The 17323-nt window shown below is 49.4% G+C and carries 19 protein-coding genes and 1 riboswitch; of the genes, 10 read left to right on the top strand and 9 right to left on the bottom strand.

The window, feature by feature from the left end; translation table 11 throughout:
- Window position 1 precedes the first annotated feature (1 nt).
- A riboswitch (SAM riboswitch) is annotated at window positions 2-122 on the top strand.
- Window positions 123-326: 204 nt separating this feature from the next.
- From CBE73_RS09685 to CBE73_RS09670, 4 genes are all read left to right on the top strand, one after another.
- Window positions 327-1415 (top strand): methionine ABC transporter ATP-binding protein, encoded by a 1089-nt coding sequence (locus CBE73_RS09685; protein ID WP_094094062.1) that lies wholly within the window; start codon window positions 327-329, stop codon window positions 1413-1415.
- Between the two features lies 1 nt (window position 1416).
- Window positions 1417-2085, top strand: a complete 669-nt coding sequence (locus CBE73_RS09680) for a methionine ABC transporter permease (protein ID WP_094094061.1) — start codon at window positions 1417-1419, stop codon at window positions 2083-2085.
- A gap of 135 nt (window positions 2086-2220) precedes the next feature.
- Window positions 2221-3078, top strand: coding sequence for a MetQ/NlpA family ABC transporter substrate-binding protein (locus CBE73_RS09675; RefSeq protein WP_094094060.1), 858 nt, complete (start codon window positions 2221-2223; stop codon window positions 3076-3078).
- A gap of 475 nt (window positions 3079-3553) precedes the next feature.
- The gene (locus CBE73_RS09670) at window positions 3554-4330 is read left to right on the top strand and encodes an SDR family oxidoreductase (RefSeq protein WP_094094059.1); all 777 of its coding nucleotides are present in this window, start codon (window positions 3554-3556) and stop codon (window positions 4328-4330) included.
- Window positions 4331-4414: 84 nt separating this feature from the next.
- Here the strand turns inward: CBE73_RS09670 and CBE73_RS09665 are convergent, their stop codons facing one another.
- The gene (locus CBE73_RS09665) at window positions 4415-4660 is read right to left on the bottom strand and encodes a NifU family protein (RefSeq protein ID WP_068697485.1); all 246 of its coding nucleotides are present in this window, start codon (window positions 4658-4660) and stop codon (window positions 4415-4417) included.
- Between the two features lie 86 nt (window positions 4661-4746).
- On the opposite strand from CBE73_RS09665, the gene CBE73_RS09660 reads away from it, so the two are divergent.
- On the top strand, window positions 4747-5007 hold the full coding sequence (locus CBE73_RS09660; RefSeq protein WP_094094058.1) for a YuzB family protein: 261 nt from the start codon (window positions 4747-4749) through the stop codon (window positions 5005-5007).
- A 119-nt stretch (window positions 5008-5126) separates the two neighbouring features.
- Here CBE73_RS09660 and CBE73_RS09655 read toward each other — a convergent pair whose 3' ends face one another.
- Together CBE73_RS09655 and mqnE are read right to left on the bottom strand one after the other, a co-directional pair.
- Window positions 5127-6188, bottom strand: a complete 1062-nt coding sequence (locus CBE73_RS09655; RefSeq protein WP_094096228.1) for an NAD(P)/FAD-dependent oxidoreductase — start codon at window positions 6186-6188, stop codon at window positions 5127-5129.
- 110 nt (window positions 6189-6298) lie between these two features.
- Window positions 6299-7405 (bottom strand): aminofutalosine synthase MqnE, encoded by a 1107-nt coding sequence (gene mqnE, locus CBE73_RS09650; RefSeq protein ID WP_094094057.1) that lies wholly within the window; start codon window positions 7403-7405, stop codon window positions 6299-6301.
- 335 nt (window positions 7406-7740) lie between these two features.
- On the opposite strand from mqnE, the gene CBE73_RS09645 reads away from it, so the two are divergent.
- The 3 genes from CBE73_RS09645 to sda all read left to right on the top strand — a co-directional run bounded on the left by CBE73_RS09645 (window position 7741) and on the right by sda (window position 9740).
- A complete protein-coding gene (locus tag CBE73_RS09645; RefSeq protein WP_094094056.1) occupies window positions 7741-8097 on the top strand; it encodes a HesB/IscA family protein in 357 nt (118 codons plus the stop codon).
- Window positions 8098-8648: 551 nt separating this feature from the next.
- Window positions 8649-9311, top strand: a complete 663-nt coding sequence (locus tag CBE73_RS09640) for a YheC/YheD family protein (protein WP_094094055.1) — start codon at window positions 8649-8651, stop codon at window positions 9309-9311.
- Between the two features lie 285 nt (window positions 9312-9596).
- Window positions 9597-9740: a sporulation histidine kinase inhibitor Sda gene (gene sda, locus CBE73_RS09635; protein ID WP_094094054.1), complete on the top strand. Its 144-nt coding sequence runs from the start codon at window positions 9597-9599 to the stop codon at window positions 9738-9740.
- A gap of 193 nt (window positions 9741-9933) precedes the next feature.
- Here the strand turns inward: sda and CBE73_RS09630 are convergent, their stop codons facing one another.
- Window positions 9934-10935 (bottom strand): NAD(P)/FAD-dependent oxidoreductase, encoded by a 1002-nt coding sequence (locus tag CBE73_RS09630; protein ID WP_094094053.1) that lies wholly within the window; start codon window positions 10933-10935, stop codon window positions 9934-9936.
- A 423-nt stretch (window positions 10936-11358) separates the two neighbouring features.
- On the opposite strand from CBE73_RS09630, the gene CBE73_RS09625 reads away from it, so the two are divergent.
- Window positions 11359-12552, top strand: coding sequence for an NAD(P)/FAD-dependent oxidoreductase (locus tag CBE73_RS09625; RefSeq protein WP_094094052.1), 1194 nt, complete (start codon window positions 11359-11361; stop codon window positions 12550-12552).
- On the top strand, window positions 12552-12809 hold the full coding sequence (locus CBE73_RS09620; RefSeq protein ID WP_094094051.1) for a hypothetical protein: 258 nt from the start codon (window positions 12552-12554) through the stop codon (window positions 12807-12809). The genes CBE73_RS09625 and CBE73_RS09620 overlap by 1 nt, the downstream gene beginning before the upstream one ends.
- Before the next feature lie 164 nt (window positions 12810-12973).
- Here the strand turns inward: CBE73_RS09620 and hemQ are convergent, their stop codons facing one another.
- The 5 genes from hemQ to CBE73_RS09595 all read right to left on the bottom strand — a co-directional run bounded on the left by hemQ (window position 12974) and on the right by CBE73_RS09595 (window position 17113).
- Window positions 12974-13723 carry a hydrogen peroxide-dependent heme synthase gene (hemQ, locus tag CBE73_RS09615; RefSeq protein WP_094094050.1) on the bottom strand — a complete coding sequence of 250 codons (750 nt, stop codon included), beginning with the start codon at window positions 13721-13723 and terminating at the stop codon, window positions 12974-12976.
- Window positions 13724-13809: 86 nt separating this feature from the next.
- On the bottom strand, window positions 13810-14148 hold the full coding sequence (locus tag CBE73_RS09610) for a helix-turn-helix domain-containing protein (protein WP_094094049.1): 339 nt from the start codon (window positions 14146-14148) through the stop codon (window positions 13810-13812).
- 137 nt (window positions 14149-14285) lie between these two features.
- Window positions 14286-14882, bottom strand: coding sequence for a TasA family protein (locus CBE73_RS09605; protein ID WP_094096227.1), 597 nt, complete (start codon window positions 14880-14882; stop codon window positions 14286-14288).
- 119 nt (window positions 14883-15001) lie between these two features.
- Entirely contained in the window at window positions 15002-15601 is a 600-nt protein-coding gene (sipW, locus tag CBE73_RS09600; protein ID WP_308420933.1) for a signal peptidase I SipW, read from the bottom strand.
- Between the two features lie 30 nt (window positions 15602-15631).
- Entirely contained in the window at window positions 15632-17113 is a 1482-nt protein-coding gene (locus CBE73_RS09595; protein ID WP_094094047.1) for a hypothetical protein, read from the bottom strand.
- Window positions 17114-17323: the final 210 nt, after the last annotated feature.

Here is a 17323-nt window from a genome sequence, read left to right as displayed (position 1 = left end):
TTTCTTATCAAGAGAGGCGGAGGGAAAGGCCCGATGAAGCCCAGCAACCGATTCAAATGTCATACATTTGGATGTCATGGTGCTAATTCCTCAGAATGCGCAGGCATTCTGGCAGATGAGAAGGTCTGATCTCTGAAGATTTAGAGAGCCCTGAGCATCTGCTTAGGGCTCTTTTTGATATTTTTGATTCACAACAGTCATAGATTTCGGAGCCGCAGCTTGCTTATTCTGTGCATGTAAGAGAAGGACAGGGCTTGGACGGCTGTATATTCCGATAAAAATCATCTGCTTAATTGGTTTGAGTGAAAGAGGGCTGAACAGATAACATGATCGAATTAAAAAATCTTACAAAGATCTACGGATCCAAGTCGAAGTCGACAACGGCGTTGTCGGGATTGAATTTGACCGTGGACAAAGGCGAAGTCTTTGGCGTGATTGGTCATTCAGGCGCGGGGAAAAGCACACTCATCCGCTGCATCAACCTGCTCGAGCGCCCTACCGGCGGTGAGGTTTGGGTCGGAGGCCGCAACTTGACGGCTTTGGGAAAAAGAGAGCTGCAGCGGGAGCGCCGCCGCATCGGCATGATTTTTCAGCACTTTAACCTGCTGTCCTCGGCTACGGTTTATGACAACATCGCTTTCCCGCTTCGCCTGGCCGGGACGGATAAAGCCAAAGTGAAAAGCAAAGTGGAAGAGCTGCTGAATCTCGTCGGCCTTGAAGCGCACAGCGGGAAATATCCCGCCCAGCTTTCGGGCGGACAGAAGCAGCGGGTCGGCATCGCCCGGGCTCTCGCCAGCGATCCGGACGTGCTGCTGTGCGACGAAGCGACTTCGGCGCTTGATCCGCAGACGACGGATTCGATCCTGAAGCTGCTGCTTGATATTAACCGCAAACTGGGATTGACCATTCTGCTGATCACGCATGAGATGCATGTCATTCAAAGCATCTGTGACCGTGTGGCGGTCATTCATGAGGGCGGCATCGTGGAGCAGGGACCGGTTGCCGAAGTGTTTCTTAAGCCGAAGCATGCGGTCACCAAAGACTTTATCAGCCGGGACGTTGCCGGTGCCAGCGGCAGTTCAGTTGAAGAGGGGCTGCCGAAAGCCCGAGTATCGAGCTTTTCCGGTTCACCGGATCAGCCGGAATCCTTGGTAGCGAAGCTTCCTCATGCAGACGGTGCAGACGGTGCCGTCTACCGGATTACCTGCCTGGGCGAGAACACCTACGGCACGGCCTTGTCCGAGGTGGTGCTGAGCACCGGCGTACACTTTGCGATCCTGCAGGGCACGGTTTCCACGATCAAGGAGGTTCCTTACAGCCAGCTGACGGTGAGTTTTACCGGAACTAGGGAAGCTGTTGAGCTTGCTGTATCCAAACTGCGGGAGCGGGAATTTGATGTGGAGGTGCTGAGTTAGCATGCTGGGATTGGACTTTTCGCAAATCGACTGGGAGGAAATGAAGCAGGCTTCCTTCGACACCTTGGCGATGATGGGCTATTCGCTCCTCTTCACGATCGTGATCGGACTTCCGCTTGGTGTCCTTCTGTACATGACGGCGCGTTCAAATAACCAAGTTATCAAATCTATATATAGTGTGATTTCTTTCGTCGTCAATATCTTAAGATCTGTTCCGTTCATCATCCTGCTGATTTCCTTGCTGCCTTTAACGAAGCTGATTGTCGGAACAGCGCTTGGAGTTACCGGAACAATACCGCCGCTGGTCATCGGCGCTGCGCCTTTTTTTGCACGGCTGGTAGAGACCAGCCTGCGCGAGGTGGACCGCGGCGTCATTGAAGCTGCTTATGCGATGGGCGCCTCCACCGGACAGGTGGTTCGGCGGGTGCTGCTGCCGGAGTCGCTGCCGGGTCTGATTGCCGGAACGACCATTACGGCGGTCACGCTGGTGTCCTACACGGCGATGTCGGGCATGGTTGGCGGCGGCGGCTTGGGCGACCTGGCAATCCGGTTTGGTTATTACCGGTATGAGAAGGAAGTTATGATCATCGCCGTGCTGTTTATGATCGTGCTGGTGCAAATTCTGCAGATGGCCGGCGACCGGCTGGTGCGTCATTTTACAAGGAAATAAGCATTAGGTATTCAAGGGTTCAGGGAACTAAGGATTTCAAGGGATTCAACGAATTCAAGGAATTAAGGAAACAACACATAGATACAGAGCAATCATCCTTATTCAAAATTTATGGTTCAAATGGAGGGTATTCAGATGAGAAAAATTACGCTTGCCTTGCTTACGCTTACGATGGTGGCTGTTCTCGCCGCCTGCGGCAGCAACAACCAAAACAATGCTTCATCCGCTTCGGAGGCATCCAATGCACCCCAATCCGCAGCGGCTTCTGCCGAACCGGTTAAATTGGTAGTCGGCGCAACAGCCGTACCGCATGCTGAAATTTTGGAGCATATCAAACCGGCTTTGGCCGCGGAAGGCATCGACCTGGAGATCAAGGAATTTACGGACTACGTGCTGCCAAACAAAGAGCTGGCCGACAAAACACTCGACGCCAACTACTTCCAGCATCAGCCATACCTGGATGACCAGAACAAACAGCTGGGCACCGATCTGGTCGGCGTTGTAGGCGTTCATGTGGAGCCGTTTGGCGCTTATTCCCACAAATATAAAACAGTAGAAGAAATTCCTGACGGCGCAACAGTTGCGATCCCGAACGATGCGACTAACGGCGGCCGCGCGCTGCTGCTGCTGGCTCAGAATGGCCTGATCACACTGAAAGACGGAGCCGGCATCGAAGCGACTAAGAAGGACATCGTCTCCAATCCGAAGAATCTGAAGTTCAAAGAGCTTGATGCGGCTATGCTGCCTCGTACGCTGGATGAAGTGGATCTGTCGCTGATCAACACGAACTATGCATTGGAAGCAGGTCTTGTGCCAACCAAAGATGCTTTGTTTATTGAAGACAAAGAATCCCCGTACACTAACCTGCTGGTAGCCCGTCCGGACAACAAAGATTCAGATGCGATCCAGAAGCTCGCTAAAGCGCTGACTTCCGACGACGTGAAGAAGTTTATTGAAGATAAATACCAAGGCGCGGTTGTTCCTGCGTTTTAATGAAAAATAACGGCATACGCAGGCAGACGCCTGCTGCTGTTGAAGCGGTTTTCCCTTTGGCCTGAACGGCCTGGGAAAACCGCTTTTTTGCATAGCGAAGAGGCGGCTTTCGATCCTCGGCAGGGGGATGAGGCGCTTTGCCTTGTCTTGTCGTGGGAAAGGGGCCCCTTGCTTTCCACCATAGGGATGCGAAGCGTTTTACCTTCCCTTGTAGGCCTGTGAAGCGACTTTGGCTCCCACTTATGTTAAGCGGTTTTACTTTCTCCTGTCAGGATAAATCAGCCTTACCTTCCTTTTTCAGGACATGCAGCGTTTTGCTTCTCTTTCATGCTGCTGGCCTGCTGCCCGCCGCTAACACGCCATGCGGTTGTGGAGAACATTTTTATCTCTTATACTATAAGAATTGGGGACAATAAGAATTGTGGTATTCTAACAATTGCTAAGCAAATAGGAAAAACGCCGAGGAGGTTGGAATTTGGACGCTAGGATTGCCCTTATCACAGGCAGCGCAAAAGGCCTGGGAAAACGCACGGCGCTGGCTTTGGCGGAGCAGGGCTATGACATTGCGCTGAATTATGTCCACAGCGAGCGGGAAGCCGGAGAGCTGGAAATGCAGATCCGCCAGCTTGGCGTACGGTGTATTTCGGTTCAAGGCGACATTTCCAAGCATGATGAAATTATAAATCTGGTTGAGACGGTAAAGCGGGAATTGGGCGCCATTGATATTCTGGTGAACAATGCAGGACCGTTTATCCGGGAGCGAAAGCTGTTCTCTGACTATTCCTGGCCTGAAATTCTTTCGCTGATTGAAGGTAACCTGACGGGCACGATGCTGCTGGATCATCTGGTGCTGGAGGGGATGCGTGAGAAAGGCTGGGGACGGATTATACACTTCGGCTTCGGACATGCGGCAGAATCAAGGGCTTGGCCTCATAGGTCCGTTTACGCAGCAGCCAAAACGGGTCTGGTATCATTCACGAAGACGCTGGCCGTCGAAGAAGCGCCCCATGGCATAACGGTTAACATGGTATGTCCGGGGGATATCCGAGGAGATAATAAAGAGAAATCCATTGCCGAGGTTTGGGGCCTGCAGGACGGGGAAACGCCGCGCGGAAGACCAGGCAGCGGGGAAGATGTAGCCCGTGTTATCGCCTTCCTCTGCCTGAGGGATTCAGACTTTATCACCGGCAACATCATGGATGTATCGGGTGGTCTTGATCCGATCCGGCCCCTGATCAAGCCGCAGGGATAAGCGGGGGCGATGCGATTATTCAGTTTAAAAGCAAACAAAAAGTCTTGGCATTCCGGATGGAACACCAAGACTTTCTATAAATAATTAGAATACCTGTACGACCTCTTGTACACCTTCGACTTCTTCGAACAAAGCGCGTTCGATACCGGCCTTCAGCGTAATCGTGGAGCTTGGGCAGCTGCCGCAGGCACCCATCAATTTCAGCTTAACAATGCCGTCCTCAACGTCTACCAGTTCAACGTCACCGCCATCGCGCTGCAGGAACGGACGAAGTTTGTCGAGAACCTCCAGCACTTCATCGTACAATGTATCTTGTGCATTTGTGCTCATTGATATCAACTCCTTTCAGAACATAATATTATTATAGTACAAATTAGTCTAAATTAAAATGGTGATAAAGTGAGGGGAATAACAGCATGAGACCCATCATTGAATTTTGTGTCAGCAATATGCATTTCGGAACCGACGAAGTGATGGAGAAGCTGGAGGAGAATCCGGACTACGACGTCATTGAGTACGGCTGTTTAAATAATTGCGGTTTATGTTCTGCAGCTCCATACGCTTTAGTTAACGGAGAAATCATCGAAGCGGACAATGCGGACAAGCTTTATGAACTTATTATGGCCAAAATCAAGGAGATGGAAGCCTGGGATGCGCTGGATTTCGATCTTGATTAAGTCCTTTTGATCTTCGTCTTAACCCGGTATCGGTTCGTGAGGACGATTGCTGACCCTTATTAAAACAACAAAATCCCCTTCCGGTTGGCCGGAAGGGGATTGTTTGCATTTTATGGAGCCTAACCGAGATGGCGTTTGGATTTCCAGAGCACTCCGCTTTTGAGAATACGCGGAACCCGTCCGGTTACATAACGTTTGCCCATCAGACCGAAGCCGGCTTTTTTGCCCAGCGAGCCGAGGGTGCCTTTCAGCTTGATAGCAGAAAGCTTTGGCGTTTCTCCGTGCCACTGTGCAAGTGCTACATGAGCGATCTGTTCGCCCTGACCTTCAGCAGCTTGAGCACTTGGTGCAAACGGCAGGCTTGCGCAGTCGCCGCAGACGAAAATTTCCGGATATTCCGGAATCTGATGGTATTCATTCAGCAGGACGCGTCCGGAAGGATCTTTGGCTACGTTCAGCTTCTGAACCAGCTCAACAGGCTGAATGCCGGCAGTCCAGATGGTTACGTCGGACAGGATTTCTTCAGAACCGTTATGAATGATTCCCGGTTCAAGGGAGGTAATGCCAATGTGCGAACGTGTTTCAACACCATGTTCATGGAACCATTTGGATACGTAGCGGGATAACGTCTCAGGGAATGCGGAGAGGACGCGAGGCCCGCGGTCCAGAATGGTAATATTTAAATCCGGCCGGCTTTCGCGCACTTCAGCGGCTACTTCTACGCCGCTCAGGCCGCCGCCTACAATATGCACATTGCCGTAAGGTTTCAGGTCATTGATTCTGCGATAGGTTTCGCGCGTCGCTGAGAACGATTGGATCGTTGAGGACACCTCTTTGGCGCCCGGAATACCGTGGAAACGATCGGTACAACCCAGTGCAATGACCAGCTGGTCGTATGGAAGCGGATCTGCAGCTGCAAAAATAATCTGCCGGTTCTCCAGATCCACGGAAGAAACCTCACCGTATTTGATTTGCAGCCCTTCATGCTCCGGAAAAGGAACACGCAGTTCCAAATCGGAAGAAGTTCCTGCGGCAAGCGCATAATACTCGGTTTTCATACTTTGGAACGGCATACGGTCCACCAGGGTCACCTGCACGTCGCTCGGAATATTGCCTTTAAAAAGATGGTTGGCCACGGTAACGCCGCCGTATCCGCCGCCAAGGATAACGAAATGTTTCATAGTATAATGAGTCCCCTTCATTTTGCCGCCGTAAATCTGCGGCACACTAATTTAGAACACCTTCTATATAAAACTTTAATAAAAAGCTGTCTACAACTAAAACATCCTGATTATTCGTACACCTGAATTTCGTTATAAAACGTATCTCTTTCAACCGGAATACGTCCTGCCCCTTTAATCAGCCAGATCAGTTCCTTACGGGTCATGCCTTCTGGTGTTACGGCTCCGGCCGCATGGCTGATACGTTCCTTAAGGATTGTTCCGTGAACATCCGAAGCTCCGAAGCTGAGAGCTACCTGGGTCAGCTGAGTGCCGATATTAATAAAGTAAGCTTTAATATGATCGATATTATCAAGCATCAGACGGCTGATCGCGATGGTTTTCAAATCCTCGTAAGCCGAGTTACGGCGCATGATGCTGGCGTTTTTGTTCTTAGGCTGCATGGATAGGGGAATGAAGACCATAAATCCGTTGGTCTCGTCCTGAAGCTCGCGGATCTGGATCATGTGACGGATACGGTCTTCATGAGATTCAATCGAACCGTAAAGCATCGTGGTGTGTGTTCTCATGCCCAGTTTATGAGCGGTACGATGGACGTCGAGATATTGGTCGACATTGGCTTTGTCCACTTTCATTTTCTGCCGGTATTGGTCGGACAAAATTTCTGCGCCGCCCCCGGTTAACGTTTTTAATCCTGCCTTTTGCAGTTCCTGCAGCACTTCTTTGATGCTCAGGCCGCTGAGCCGGCTGAAGAATTCAATTTCGGCTGCTGTATAAGCTTTCAATGTGACATTCGGGAACCGTTCGTTTAAGGCTTTAAGGGAATCCACATAATATTGGAAAGGCACATGGTTATTATGGCCGCCGACGATATGGAATTCACGGACCTCGGGATGGATATTTTTCTCTACGTATTCAATCATTTCCTGACCGGATAACGTATAAGCTCCTTCTTCACCCTGGTCTTTACGGAAGTTACAGAATGCGCAATAAGATTCGCAGACGTTTGTGAAGTAAAGGCTCATATTTTCAATAAAATAAACTTTCTTTCCGTTCTTGCGCAGATTCACTTCGTTTGCCAATTGGCCGATCGTCAGCAAATCGTCGCTTTGATAAAGATAAACTCCGTCCTCTAAAGATAATCTTACCCCGTTTTTGACTTTTTCAATAATCTCAGCCATCTTTTCATCCTGGTGTGGGAGTGCAACAACGGACATGTGATTTCCTCCATTCCTAAGTCTCTATAATTCATTGCTTATTGTGAAATAATGAACAGATCTCTCAAGGAAAATATATTTCCTAAAAATTTAGGGCATGACAAAATTCCGACAATTATCACTCGTCCTATTATAAACCTCTGTTCTTACAGGGGCAATAAGGGTTACAGGACGAAATTTCGGGAACAACCGAGGAAAATCGAGTAATTTCACTCTAATTTAAAGGTTTTAAACATGTATATGTGAATTTTTATATAGGTATTCGTTGTGGTTGAGACCCGCGGTCAGAAGGCGTATACTATAAATAGAAGTAAGGTAAAGGAGGTTCTACATTTATGATTAATATTAGCGAAACTGCCCTAGATAGAATTAAAAGTACTTTAGCCGAACAGGAGAATCCGGACTTGTTTCTGCGCCTTGGCGTCAATCCAGGAGGCTGCAGCGGTTTTTCTTATGCGATGGGATTTGATGACCAGGAATCCGACCGTGACGTGTTTATGGAGGTTTCAGGTCTGAAGGTGGTAGTGGATAGAAGCGATGTCCGTTACCTGAACGGTCTTAAAATCGATTTTGAAGAAACCGGTATGGCCGGCGGCTTCACCATTGAGAACCCGAATGCGATCGCTTCCTGCGGCTGCGGCCAATCGTTTAAGATGAAAGATGAAGAAGGCCGTCCTGAGGTTTGCGATTAAGAGCCTCGAAATCGGTATCAGCTTTGTATGAATGTTAGAAAGGTTTTTCCCGCAAAGATCCACAGGGTCCTGGCGGGGAAAGCTTTTTTTATGCTAAAAATTATAGGGAGAAGCTGCGGATATAGACCCAAACACTTAAAAATAACACAAAAATTTAAAAATATTAGATATTTTAAGATTAAATCTGTATTTTCAATAAGGTAAGGATAGGATATAATGCTTTTTGGAACAAATGTGCAGCCGATGTAATTGATATGTCTAATTGTCTAACCCAAATGGTCTGACCTAACATTCCGTTCCTTATTAGCCCGAATTCACTTATAAAATGTAGCCATACCTACCACACGAATTTACCCTTTGATCAGGCGCATTGAAGCAGACTCAGTCGATCAAAGGCCTTTTTTATGTACCCCGCTTATTTTTACTACCTATGATCTACTAAACAACTCTCCTGAAAATCAGGCGGAAAGCCGTGGACAATCATCCAAGAAGAAGCCGGTTGTCTCGAGTATATATAACCATGCCCTGTTAAACAGAAAGGGGAGGTTAGTATGCCAGGAAGACAACTCGCCGACAAGTGGCTCAAGACGGAAGCTCTGCTTGCGGAACCATCCATCGCCGGACACATTCCGCAGACCCGACTGTATGATGCATCTAATTTAAAGAACATGCTTCATCATTTCGGCATGGTCGTTATTAAGCCTGTTCGCGGCGGCGGCGGCTTCGGCGTCATCAAAGTAGAGTGGAACGGCAGAACGTACAGCTTTACAAAAGGAACCATGAAGAAGGTATATCGCTCATTCAATGCCTTGTTTGCGGCACTTGCCAAGGCGAAAGTGAAACGAAAGTATTTGATTCAGCAGGGCATTCGTCTTGCCCGGATCTCCGGCAGACCGATTGATTACCGGGTGAAGGTGGTCAAGGTCGGGGATAGCTGGCAGTACCGTTCCATGGTGGGCAGATTGGCGCGGCCAGGCTTATTTGTCACCAATCTGTGTAAAGGCGGACGCCAGTTAACAGCCAGACAAGGTTTAAGCCGGTGTTTCTCCGGAAAGAAAGCTGCATTCAAACGGAAGGAAATGCGTGAGCTTACCAATACAAGCATTGGGGTGTTGGAGAACGCTTTTCCAGGCATCGGGGAATTAGGATTTGATTATGGTGTTGATGTGAGCGGGAAGATCTGGATTTTTGAGGTCAATACACGTCCGCAATAGGTAAGATTTACTGTTTTTTACGTTTAGTTTCTTTTTTTATGGGTAAATTTTTGACAGTTGGCCTAACGAAAAGCCGTTCAAAGAAAAAAATTTTTGACGGCTGAAATCTTTATTTAACCTGTGAATAACTTTTGTCCACATTATCCTCATTGTTATTTGAGGAGATTCGAGATTTACCAACAAATTATTCACAGGATTTCCACAGTTGTTTGTGGATAATGGAACACTTGTTCTGTATATGTATTCTTGCTATGATAGGGAAAAAAAGGAAAGGGAGTGTTAAAAATGGCGCTGTTAACAGATGAGATGCTGCTGGATTCCTATCGGATGGCGACCGAACTCCAATTGGAGAGGGAATTCATTGCACTGCTGTTGGCGGAAATTCACAAGCGCGAGCTGAATGTGGAAGCAACCCCACTTGTTCATTAAATTATGCCGTTAGATGACAAAGTATGCCTGATGGACTTCATTCAATTTGATTTCATTGTGGTTGAGGTTTTGCATGCCGTGTCCGTTTTGAAACGGATCATAAATAACAGGGTATCCAGATAGGACAGATCAAACGGTCCTTTTCCGGATACCCTTTTTGTTGTAGCTGTTATTGAACTGATCTGAGAGCAGACTACAATTTGAGATTGCTGCTGTGCCCAGGGGACAGCTTGGCCTCTGGATCAATATATACTTTGGCGTTGTTTACGGCTGTTGGCGCTTCACCAAAGCCGACTGCGATCAGTTTGAGCTTGCCCGGATAAGTGGTAATATCGCCCGCTGCAAAAATCCCCGGGATCGAGGTTTCCATTCGGGAATCCACCACGATCGAGTTGCTGCTGATTTCAATGCCCCATTCGGCAATCGGTCCAAGCGAGGACACGAAACCGAAATTGACGATGACATCATCGACTTCGATCTCCTGGGTTTCCTTCGTCTTGACGTCCGAAAGCGTTACAGATGCAATCCGGTCCGTCCCGTGCAGCGCCGTAATTTCCGTTGGCGTGATTATCTTGACACCTGAGGCGTACAGATTTTCTACACTGTGCTCATGCGCACGGAACTTGTCCCGGCGGTGAATCAGCGTCACCTGCTGGGCAATAGGCTCCAGCATAAGCGCCCAGTCTACGGCCGAATCGCCGCCGCCGCTGATCAGCACCTTGCGCCCCTTAAACTGATTCAGATCACTGATAAAATAATGAAGGTTTACGCTCTCGAAACGGGAAGCCTCGTCCAGTTCAAGACGGCGGGGTTCAAAGGCGCCGACACCTGCCGTAATGATTACGGCTTTGGCATGATGGACCGCTTTATCCGTTGTGACGATGAATTGGTGTTCGTCTTGTTTCTCGACATGCTGGACTTTCTCTTCAAGACGTATTTCAGGATTAAACAGCTTAAGCTGTTCGTTCAGGTTATTGACGAGCTCCTGTGCCGTCACTTTTGGAAAGCCGGCTACATCATATATATACTTCTCGGGATAAAGCGCGGCCAGCTGGCCTCCGAGCTGCGGCATGCTTTCAATTAATTTAACGGATGCTTGACGCATACCGCCGTAGAAAGCGGCGAACATGCCCGCAGGTCCTCCGCCTATTATTAACAAATCAGTGAAATCACCGTTATTTTCAGGCACTGACACGAGTAATCACTCCTTCAAACAATAATTTAATCAGGTCTATTGTATTATAATCCGGGAGACATAAGTTGCGAATTTTCGTCTTTTTCATGAATTTTTCATCATTTTCTGCGACAGGCCGCCTCTTTGGAGGAGCGGAAAATAGGACTTGATCTTTTGTAAGCTTGCCTTTAGAATGCAATGGAACTTACCCGTATATCCGCCATTTTACCGGAATTATAACGTTTTTATGGCTTGATTTTCCGGCTTTGGAGCACGTAAAAAGAGCCGGATCGGCTCGAAGTCCCCGTTTTCGTTAAAATAGGCTGGATCCGCGAAGAAACAGTGGAATTTCAAGTGTGAATTTTCACAATTTTTTTGTGATGCACTTACAAATTTACCAAAAGACAAATTAAGCAGGAGTTGCCGGAAGGAGTCAAAACCAACATGAGCACCATTCCTAAGATTGTAATCTTGGGTGCAGGTTACGGAGGGATTTTGACCGCACAACGATTACAGAAGGAACTTAACTACAACGAAGCGGACGTAACGCTCGTGAACCGACATGACTATCACTATTTTACGACTCATTTACATATGCCGGCTGCCGGTACCGATTCAATCGAGCACACCCGTGTGCCGATTTCCAAGCTGATCGACGAGTTCAAGATCGACTTGGTGAAATCGACCGTACGCGAAGTACGGCTGTCCGACCGGAAGGTGATTCTGGAGGATGGAACCTTGTCGTATGACTATTTGGTCATCGCACTTGGGGGCGAACCGGAGACCTTCGGTATCCCGGGTATGGAAGAGCACGCTTTTACGATTAGAAGCATTAATTCTGTGCGGATGATCCGCCAGCATATTGAATATCAGTTTGCCTTGTACAAAACGGATGAATCCCGCAAAGATCGTTTGAATTTCGTAGTGGGAGGAGCCGGCTTCAGCGGCATCGAGTTTGTGGCCGAGCTGGCCGACCGTATTCCGCGGCTGTGCCGCGAGAACGACGTTGAGCCTTCCAAAGTTCATATTTATAATATAGAAGCTGCTCCGAGTGCGCTGCCGGGCTTTGATCCGGAATTGGTGGAGCATGCGATGAACGTGCTGGAGAAGAAGGGCGTCAATTTCAAGCTGGGCACAGCGATTCAGGAATGCCGTCCGGACGGGGTTGTGCTGGACACCGGAGAAACCATCAAAACAGCGACGGTAGTATGGACCGGCGGTATCCGTGGGAACCGGATTATCGAGGCCTCCGGCTTTGAAACGGTACGCGGCCGTGTGAAGGTGGATGAGACGCTCCGCGCCCCGGGAATGGAAAATGTCTTTATTATCGGGGACAATTCCTTAATGTTTAACCCGGAAGGTCGGCCTTATCCGCCGACGGCTCAAATTGCGATGCAGCAGGGAGTTGTCTGTGCGAAAAATATCGTGGCCGCCATTCGCGGCGGAGCCTCCCGGCCGTTCGAATTCGTTAACAAAGGAACCGTCGCTTCGCTCGGCAAAGGGGAAGCGATTGCGGTCGTGGGCGACAAGAAAATGACCGGCTGGAAAGCGGTCCAGCTCAAAAAGCTGGTCGATCTGCGATACCTGTTTATTATCGGGGGAATCCCGCTGGTTCTTAAGAAAGGAAGATTTCTGTAATGCGGCATTGCAGCGTTCAGGTACGCGGGCTGCTGACCCGCGAGGAGCTGGACCGTTATAACTCGCTGATGGAGGTCGGCTCTTATCTGGAGGGCAATGAGCGTTATGATTTGGCTTATACGATTCAGAAGGAAGTCGATATTCTGATCTTACCGGCTATTGAACGGTTGAAACAGAAGAGCCGCGACCGGGATCGCGAAACGGCAGAATTTCTGGAGTCCATTCGGCGGCTGCAGGAAGAGGAAGACGAGGACTGAAATTCCCGCAAGTGAGGAAGGCGAGAGGGCTAGGGAAAGCGATCCTGAATCCGAGGGACGAGCGAGCGGGCCTCTGGCCGCGTATAACCCCATAAAATAAAGGTCGGGCGATGCAGAAGCATCGGCCCGACCTTTTATTTTTCTAACAGGCTGGCAAGCCGGTCTTATAATTTCAGCAGCTGTTCGAAGCCTTCGAGTGTCAGCAGGTTGCCCACATAAAAGGTTCCAAACTCTCCGTAACGGGCGCTGACCTCGTCGAAACGCATTTCATAAATCAGCTTCTTGAATTGAAGCGCGTCATCGGAGAACAGCGTAACGCCCCATTCCCAGTCATCCAGGCCGGCCGAGCCGGTAATGATCTGCTTCACCTTGCCTGCGTAACTGCGGCCGATCAAGCCGTGGCTGCGCATCAGCGTTTGGCGTTCTTCCATGGAGAGCATGTACCAGTTGTCGGCAAGCTCCCGCTTTTTGTTCATCGGATAGAAGCAAATATGTTTCGTTTTGGGCAGGATCGGCTGGAGGCGAGCCATTACTTCCGGTTTCTCGTGAGGATCGGTGCCGTCGCCTTTGCCCAGGTAGTTGCTCAGCTCGACCACGCTGACGTAAGAAAACTTTTTGGCCGTGTAGTCGGCAAAAGTGGATTTATCGAATTCGGTTTCGAGAGCGTTCAGCTCTTCCAGCGTTTCCCGCAGGTGAACGATCACGAAATCGGCTTTTTGCCCAACGATGCTATAGATAGCAGTGCTGCCTGTTTTAGCTTCTTCGGTATCCGCCCAGTTCTGCAGAAACACGCGAAGATCATCAAGACCTACGGCACGTTCCTCGTCGTCGGCCGCTTTCCATGCCGCCCAATCAATGGACCGGAAATCGTGCAGGGCATACCAGCCATCCAGGGTTTGAGCTGCTTCACTCATGAAATCACTCCTCAAGAAAGATATGTAATATTGTAGCTAATGCAAGAGCCGGGAGCAAACGACTTCACGATATTTTCATAAAGTGTTCAGTTCTCCTTTTGGTTAAGCTTCCATTTCTGAAATTCGAGAAACTGCTTGAATTCCTCTTTGCTAATGCCGGAGTTCATGGCTTCGTGAACAAGGGAAGCCCATTCCGGATCAAGTGATTCTTCCTCAGCGTGTTCGCCGTAAAGCAAATAGGCGACGGAGGAATCCAGAGCTTCCGCTACCTTTTCGATAAATTGAATGGAAGGGTTAGACTGGATGTTTCTTTCTACATTGCTTAAATAAGATTTGGCGACATCCGCTTTCTCGGCCAGCTCCGAAAGGGATAATCCTTTGGCCAGACGAATTTGCTGGATGCGCTGTCCCAATAGTTCTGCCACTTTAAGACGCCCTTCCCGAACATTTTAGTAGTCATTATATCAAAATTCCGACGAGGCATATAGAGCAGGGGATAAAGAAAAAGCGCCGCCCGTGTAGGGAGGCGCTTGCCTGATGCTTATCTGCATTTTAAACCCTATTATTTCTCGTCCCCGCTGCCTTGTTTGCCCGTAAAGGTCCATTTCAGCTGCAGCGAGTCGCCCTGGAATTCGTTCTGATCTTTGCCGTTGTCCACAAACTCGAACTTTACAGTGAGAGTGTCTTCGCTGTTGGCTTTCAAACCTCCGCGCTCTTCAAAAAACGGGATAAAGATTTTGTTCTCTACGGCGTCAGGAGTCATTTTCTTCAGATCGGCGAGAGTAGTCGAGTAGACGACCGAGTCGCCTTTGTCCTGGTTGATCAGAAATTGAACATTGATAAAATCGCCAAGATCGGCGATGTTGACGGGAGCGCCTTCTTTGTTAGTTACGGTGTAATCGGTGGCCAGGGAGACATGGGCGATATCAAGCGTACCTTTGTTGACGAGTTTGAAGTTTCTTTGCGCCGTATCGCCAGGTTTCAGGTTGCCTACATTGATGACAGTAGTAGGGTTTACGCTAAGATCTAAAGTACCGGCCGCAAAAGTACCGCTGCTTTCAGCAGTGGAGCTGAAATAAGCGTATGTACCTCCACCCATCAGTGTCAAGCCAAGAGCTGCTGTTGCTACGCTAAGTGCCAATGTTTTTTTGATACCCATAATCATCAATTCCTCCTCAAATTTACCCTCTATAAGAGTTTTATATATGATTCCTTAGGTCTGCTATACAGACTTCGGGAGAATCACCGTATTCGGTTTGCAGCAGGTTGCTGCATCGGTTAAGACAAGGATTTTGGAGCAGGGCCTGAACCCGTCCCCGTATCAGAACCGGTGCTGGTGCCTTCCTTTTTCTCCAGGCGCGAGATGACTTTCCAGGAGGAGAACAGCGAAAAGGCGAACAGCAGCAGGCCTGGAACCACAAGCAGCAGCAGGCTGCCGGCTTTGGAGTTGGCGAAGGTCATGGCATAACCCGCATAGGGGAGGGTGAAGCCGGAATATTCGCCGATGACATCTCCGGAAGGGACGGCATCCAAATCGGGCGCATCATTATTATCGCCTTTGGTTTTGTACATGACCTGATTTAAAGAGCCATTTTGGGTCACGTCGACAATGCGGTGAGTGATGATTTTATCCCCGGATTTAAAGGAAATAACATCGCCTGGGGAGAAACGGGTCATATCGCCGCCCGGCTTGACGGCTATAATCGATCCGGTTTGAATGCCCGGCTCCATGGAGCCGGAGAGCACCGTTTTGATCTGGTAGCCAAAAAAGTTGGGTGTACCGCCGCTGGCCTTGGAAATCACGACGGCTACGGCCATCACGATGAAGGCAAGGAGCAGCAGGGTTGAAAGCATGCTGCTAAACAATTTTCGAACCATGTTCATTCTCCTCTACGAATTCATTTAAATTTATGGGGACGGTGCCGCTGGAGTCTCTGTCTCCGGACTGCTGGAAGCTTCAGGGCTGCTGCCTATGTTTTCGTCCGCTGCTGCAGGCGCCGGAGCTGCAGGTTCGGCTGGAACGGCTTCTGCAGGCGCTGAGCTGGAAGGCTCAGACTCGGAAGCGGGCGGAGCAGAGGGTGACGGATCGGAAACTGACGGATCGGAAACCGGCGAATCGGAAGTCTGATCAGAGGTGGAGTCCGGAACGGGATCGGAAGCTGTGTCGGAAGCAGACTGATCTGGATCCGCCGGATCGGAAGCCGTATCAGAAGCCTGGTCAGGAGCAGGCTGATCGGAATCAGCCGGATTGGAGGCAGGATCTGAATCAGCCGGGTCAACAGCCGACGAATCGGAACTAGGATCCGAAGCTGATGGATCAGAAGTAGGATCAGGAGCCTGATCAGAAGCAGACGGGTCTGTTGGATCAGCCTCGGGCTTCAGTGCGGGATCGCCTTCCTCTTTTTCTTGTTGAGCTAGCTTCTCAAGACGAGCCTGTTCTTCAAGGCGTGCTTGCTCTTCAAGACGGGCCTGTTCGGTTTCAATTGCCGCGCGAAGGGCGGAGATTTTGGCTCCAATATCGCTTAATTGCCCGTTTATCGCCGAGATCCCCGATTCCAGCTGACTCGTTATCTGCTGGTTATGAGAAATGAGGGTTTCATTTAGCGGCTGGTTCCCGACAAGATCGCCCGGTTCCAGCAGCGAGTAGGCTTTGGCAAGGGGGCTTCCGCTGTCCTGCAGGAACGCTTCAAGCGCATCCGGATCGCCTTCTGTCCGGCTGCCGGCGGCTTGGACTTCCCTTAAATAAGCCAAAAGGGATTGTATTGCTGCAGACAAAGATCCGGATAAGAGGGGCTCACGGTTCATTTGAGCCGAAACCGCATCTAATTCTGCAGATTGCCTGATTTCCGTGCAATTCGGCTGATTATCGCGCACAGCCTGCATAAGCTCCTGGAGCAGTCCGGCTGCCGAACCGGCGAGCTGCTGAAGCTCCATCCATGCGGCATCATTAGCTGCCAAGCGGGCGTTCAGCATGTCCAGCCTATTCAGCAGGCCTTCACGCTGTGCGTCAAGTCCGGCTTCTGCTGCTTTCATCTCTTCAAGACTTGAGCCTGAAGACGCGGCGAAGACAGAAGACAAGGCAGCGTCAGGCATGCCGTAGTCCATGACGGCGTTCAGCTGCAGCTGTTCACGCTGCAGGCCCGCCTGCGCCAGCACATCGGATAGACGGGTTAAGAGGGCTTCAAGGTCGGAGGGGAAAATGCTGCAAATGGCAAGCTCCCCGTTGGTTTCCTGGAAGCTGTTAAAATTCCCATAGGTTGTACCGGTCTGATGCGAAAGACCAACGAACAGGCTTGATAAAACCATTCCGGACTGAAGGGAACGGGTAATCCAGGTTTTTCTCCGTTTGTCCCTTCTTTTACGCTGTGCGGCCATTCTGGTACGGCGCATACCCATCATTCCCTTCTTGCGAACGTTTATCTCAAGTATTGTTCGTTATTAAGAACGTTTCTGGGACTAATCATACAGCCTTCAGGCCAATAAAATAAAACGTCAAGAAAGATGAAATATTCTCAATAACGAACGATTATCTAAATCAACCTTTCGTTTTCTCGCTTTTCCTCTCTGAATTGCAATATTTAAAACATTTTAATTCGCTAT

Origin of the sequence: Paenibacillus physcomitrellae, assembly GCF_002240225.1 — a bacterium.
In the GTDB taxonomy this organism is placed as follows: Bacteria; Bacillota; Bacilli; order Paenibacillales; family Paenibacillaceae; genus Fontibacillus; species Fontibacillus physcomitrellae.
This window is presented reverse-complemented; position numbering and strand designations above follow the sequence as displayed.

Excerpts from the sequence above, each read along its gene's own strand:
- CBE73_RS09685 (WP_094094062.1), top strand. The coding sequence starts at position 327 with ATGATCGAATTAAAAAATCTTACAAAGATCTACGGATCCAAGTCGAAG.
- CBE73_RS09680 (WP_094094061.1), top strand. The coding sequence starts at position 1,417 with ATGCTGGGATTGGACTTTTCGCAAATCGACTGGGAGGAAATGAAGCAG.
- CBE73_RS09675 (WP_094094060.1), top strand. The coding sequence starts at position 2,221 with ATGAGAAAAATTACGCTTGCCTTGCTTACGCTTACGATGGTGGCTGTT.
- CBE73_RS09665 (WP_068697485.1), bottom strand. The coding sequence starts at position 4,660 with ATGAGCACAAATGCACAAGATACATTGTACGATGAAGTGCTGGAGGTT.
- CBE73_RS09660 (WP_094094058.1), top strand. The coding sequence starts at position 4,747 with ATGAGACCCATCATTGAATTTTGTGTCAGCAATATGCATTTCGGAACC.
- CBE73_RS09655 (WP_094096228.1), bottom strand. The coding sequence starts at position 6,188 with ATGAAACATTTCGTTATCCTTGGCGGCGGATACGGCGGCGTTACCGTG.
- mqnE (WP_094094057.1), bottom strand. The coding sequence starts at position 7,405 with ATGTCCGTTGTTGCACTCCCACACCAGGATGAAAAGATGGCTGAGATT.
- CBE73_RS09645 (WP_094094056.1), top strand. The coding sequence starts at position 7,741 with ATGATTAATATTAGCGAAACTGCCCTAGATAGAATTAAAAGTACTTTA.
- CBE73_RS09640 (WP_094094055.1), top strand. The coding sequence starts at position 8,649 with ATGCCAGGAAGACAACTCGCCGACAAGTGGCTCAAGACGGAAGCTCTG.
- sda (WP_094094054.1), top strand. The coding sequence starts at position 9,597 with ATGGCGCTGTTAACAGATGAGATGCTGCTGGATTCCTATCGGATGGCG.
- CBE73_RS09625 (WP_094094052.1), top strand. The coding sequence starts at position 11,359 with ATGAGCACCATTCCTAAGATTGTAATCTTGGGTGCAGGTTACGGAGGG.
- CBE73_RS09620 (WP_094094051.1), top strand. The coding sequence starts at position 12,552 with ATGCGGCATTGCAGCGTTCAGGTACGCGGGCTGCTGACCCGCGAGGAG.
- hemQ (WP_094094050.1), bottom strand. The coding sequence starts at position 13,723 with ATGAGTGAAGCAGCTCAAACCCTGGATGGCTGGTATGCCCTGCACGAT.
- CBE73_RS09605 (WP_094096227.1), bottom strand. The coding sequence starts at position 14,882 with ATGGGTATCAAAAAAACATTGGCACTTAGCGTAGCAACAGCAGCTCTT.
- sipW (WP_308420933.1), bottom strand. The coding sequence starts at position 15,601 with ATGGTTCGAAAATTGTTTAGCAGCATGCTTTCAACCCTGCTGCTCCTT.
- CBE73_RS09595 (WP_094094047.1), bottom strand. The coding sequence starts at position 17,113 with ATGCGCCGTACCAGAATGGCCGCACAGCGTAAAAGAAGGGACAAACGG.